Below are 3,748 nucleotides of genomic sequence, written 5' to 3'. Positions count from 1 at the left end.
CCGGTCGACATGCCATAACCGATCAGCACGACCAGCAGTAACGCGAGTACCGGCATCAAGATGCGTACAGCGCCTTCCAGCCCTTTTGTTACACCACGGGCAACAATACCAATCACCAACAGCATAAAGGCAGAGTGGCCAAGCAGGAGCAGCCCGGGGTTGCTGAGCATACCGTTAAACAGCGCCCCGATGCCGTCGCGTCTTGGCCGCTGAAGGTGCCGCTTACGGAGTTAAGGGTGTAGTAGAGCGACCAGCCGCCGATCACGCTATAGAACGACAGGATTAAAAACGCCCCCACAATGCCGCTAATACCCACCACGGCCCACATACTGGATTTATTGGCTTGGCGTGCCAGCTCAGACATCGTGCTTGCTGGATTCTTCTGGCCGCGCCGCCCGATAAGCCACTCAGAAACAAGAATGGGCAAGCCAATGAGTCCAATACAAAGCAGATAAACAAATACGAAAGCAGCCCCGCCGCTTTCGCCCACCATGTACGGGAACTTCCAAATATTTCCTAAGCCAACCGCTGAGCCCGCTGCGGCCAGCACAAAGGTCATACGCGATGACCACTGTGCATGTGCAAGTTTTGCCATAAATCACCTGTGTTATACGTTCAATTGTAATGAGTCGTTATCGGCTTGCTGCGCCGATTTTCGGAAATAGAGAAATTGCCAGCGTACTTTTCCGAAAGAACGCGCAATTTATCCGATCATGGTAGGGCATGCCAGTCAGCTCATCTAAAAAGACGGCTTAAAACAGCTGGCTCTGCTTTTCATCGGCAAAGGGGTCAAGCTCAGGCAGTGCGATGTGCTGTTGAAGGGTGTGGTACAGGTGTCGAGCCATCTCGGGGGACTCGCGGTTATCCGCTGTATGCACAAATAAGAAAGGGGTTTTCCCCTGACTTATCCACAGCTTTAGGCGCTCTATCCACGGAGCGAAGTAGCGAGTATTAATGGTTTTGTCAATATGGCCAATGAAGCGAATAATCGGCAGCTCCGCTGTGGAAAGCACGTGTAACGGGACTTTCGGCTTTTCCTGTTGGGCATGAGCGAGACCTGCATGGCCATTGGCAGGGGTCGAGAAGACGGGGCGCACATCGAGCATCACACGGTTGGCGCCATAAGTTATCAACAATTGGTTGAAGGCTTTCTCCTCCTCACCCTTGTGGAAAAAAACAGGGTGGCGCACCTCCACGGCGCAGGGCAGATGCGCTGGCCAGTGGGCGAGCAATGCTTCGAGTTTAGGTAGCTCTGAGGGACCGAAATCACGCGGTAGTTGGACCATGGTTGGACCAAGCCGGTCATGGAGCGGCGTCAGTGCCTCTATAAACTCCCAGGCAGACGCTAAACTGCCGAGACGCTGGTCGTGCGTCACGCTGGCGGGCAGTTTAAAACAAAAGCGAAAATGAGCGGGAGCTTGGCGCGCCCAGGCAGCGATGGTGTCGGGCTTAGGTGCGCCGCTGTAAAACGTCGTATTGCCCTCCACGCTGGAAAACACTGCCGCGTAATCACTGAGCAGGTCGGTTTTGGCTTGGCGCGGGTAGAGGCTGCCCTGCCAATCCTGATTGGCCCACATGGGCAAGCCGAGATAGAGCGGTAGCGGTGCGCGTGGGGCAGTCATCTAAGCGGTGGCCTTTGTCGAAAAGGAGAAAAAGAATGTAAACAAAACCTAGTGTACCCGTAACACCATGAGCGGTGGTGGGGGCGCAAGGCGTGTTAATGAAGATAACGGCCAAAATTATGAAATTTTCCCGGCCACTGCAGCGCTACTATGGTGATCATCGCATTCTTCAACAATTAACCGACAGGAACGCTTCATGGATGCTGCTCATGTAAGCGCCGACGATATTCGCGATCAGTTTTCCAAAGCGATGTCGGCGATGTATCAACAGGAAGTGCCGCAATATGGCACGTTGCTCTCGCTGGTAGAGAGCGTGAATCATGATGTGCTGGCAGAGGATGCCGCCTTAGCACATACGCTCGAAGCGTCAGACGAACTGGCGCGCCTTAGCGTTGAGCGGCATGGAGCGATCCGCGTTGGTTTGCCTGAAGAGCTGTCACTGCTGCGGCGTATGTTTGCGGTGATGGGCATGCACCCCGTGGGGTATTACGACTTGGCGGCTGCCGGGGTACCGGTGCACTCCACGGCGTTTCGCCCGGTGGATGATGACGCCTTGAAGCGCAATCCCTTTCGTGTCTTTACCTCGCTGCTGCGGCTAGAGCTCATCGAAAACGCAGCGCTTCGCGAGCAGGCGCGGGAAATTCTCTCCCACCGTGAAATCGTCACCCCCGAGGCCCAGGCGCTAATCGCCCGCTGCGAAGAGCAGGGTGGCCTAAACGCGACCGATGCCAAGGCATTCGTGCAGGCCGCGCTCAATACGTTCCGCTGGCACCACGATGCCACCGTCGACCGCGCCACCTACGACCGTTTGCATCAAGAGCATCGGTTGATTGCCGACGTGGTGAGCTTTAGAGGCCCGCATATCAACCATTTAACCCCGCGCACCTTGGATATCGATGCAGTACAGCAGCAGATGCCGAGTGTTGGCATCGACCCTAAGGCGGTGATCGAAGGCCCGCCCCGTCGCCGCTGCCCGATTCTACTGCGCCAAACCAGCTTCAAAGCGCTGGAAGAGACCATTACCTTTGCCGACAGCGTGGCGGGCCACCATACCGCCCGTTTTGGCGAGATCGAGCAGCGCGGGGTTGCGCTCACTCAAAAAGGACGCGCGCTATACGACCGCCTGCTGGCCAAGTCGCAGCAGTTGCCTCCCGCTAAAGATAACAGCGCTCATCAGGCGCAGCTGGCGGAAGTATTCCAAGCATTCCCAGACGACCACGCCACGCTACGTCGTGAAGGGCTGGCGTTCTTCCACTATCACGCCGTGCCGGGTACCACTGCATCACTACCCGCGCAGATTAACCCGGATACCCTTGACGCACTCATCGAGCAAGGCGCGCTGACTTGCCAGCCCATGATTTATGAGGACTTTCTGCCGGTCAGCGCGGCGGGCATCTTCCAGTCGAACCTGGGCAGCGAGCAGCGCGACGAATACGCAAGCCAAGCCAACCAAGCCCAATTCGAACGTGACCTGGGGGCCTCCGTGATTGATGAGATTGCGCTGTATGCAAGCCGCCAGCAGGCGTCACTGGATAAGGCGTTGTCGGTATTGGGGGCTACGCACTAATCGTAGTGCGAATGAGGCGCGCCGTTTCCTGCAACAGCGGCAAATACTCTTTGAGCAAGGTGTCCATATCGACGCGAGCGGCATTAGTGCTGATATTAATAGCGCCAAGCAGTTTACCGTTTGCGTCGAAGGCAGGTACGGCCAACGAGCGAAGCCCAGAGTCTAGCTCTTGGTCGGAGATGGCATAGCCTTGCTGGCGCACTTGGTTAATGCATGTTTTTAGGCTAGATACATCCGTAATGGTTTTGTCGGTGTATCGCTGTAGTGAGATACGTCCTAAATAATCGTCTAGCGAGGTTTCGGGCAACTGAGCCAATAAGACGCGTCCCATCGACGTATGTGCGGCTGGTAAGCGTGTTCCCACGGAGAGCGTGATTGCCATTAAGCGGTGGTGCGCTGCTGAACGAGCAACGTAAATTACGTCATCACCATCCAGTACTCCCAACGAGGAGGATTCACCGCATTTGAGCGTAATTTCTTCTAAATACTGTTGGATAGCACTACGGTAATTATTGGACGATAAATACGAATAACCTAGCTGGAGTACGCGTGGTGCTAA

The 3,748-nt window shown here is 55.5% G+C and carries 3 protein-coding genes and 1 pseudogene; 1 reads left to right on the top strand and 3 read right to left on the bottom strand.

Translation table 11 applies throughout. The features are described 5' to 3' along the window. Positions 1-595 (bottom strand): annotated as a pseudogene (locus A3220_RS16055) (sodium-dependent transporter); the annotation flags it as partial. 157 nt (positions 596-752) lie between these two features. Further along, positions 753-1,622 (bottom strand): DUF72 domain-containing protein, encoded by an 870-nt coding sequence (locus tag A3220_RS16050; RefSeq protein WP_062375945.1) that lies wholly within the window; start codon positions 1,620-1,622, stop codon positions 753-755. Between the two features lie 196 nt (positions 1,623-1,818). Here A3220_RS16050 and A3220_RS16045 point away from each other — a divergent pair, with 196 nt between their 5' ends. Further along, positions 1,819-3,189, top strand: a complete 1,371-nt coding sequence (locus A3220_RS16045; protein ID WP_062375942.1) for a VOC family protein — start codon at positions 1,819-1,821, stop codon at positions 3,187-3,189. Here A3220_RS16045 and A3220_RS16040 read toward each other — a convergent pair. Continuing rightward, positions 3,179-3,748 (bottom strand): IclR family transcriptional regulator C-terminal domain-containing protein (locus A3220_RS16040; protein ID WP_062375940.1); only part of this gene is annotated, 570 nt, incomplete at its 5' end. The two genes, A3220_RS16045 and A3220_RS16040, sit on opposite strands and share 11 nt — an antisense overlap.

This window comes from Halomonas sp. KX33721 (assembly GCF_001596805.1).
In the GTDB taxonomy this organism is placed as follows: Bacteria; Pseudomonadota; Gammaproteobacteria; order Pseudomonadales; family Halomonadaceae; genus Vreelandella; species Vreelandella aquamarina.
This window is presented reverse-complemented; position numbering and strand designations above follow the sequence as displayed.

Bases quoted from the DNA above. Each gene is read 5' to 3' on its own strand.
- A3220_RS16050 (WP_062375945.1), bottom strand. From the start codon at position 1,622: ATGACTGCCCCACGCGCACCGCTACCGCTCTATCTCGGCTTGCCCATG.
- A3220_RS16045 (WP_062375942.1), top strand. From the start codon at position 1,819: ATGGATGCTGCTCATGTAAGCGCCGACGATATTCGCGATCAGTTTTCC.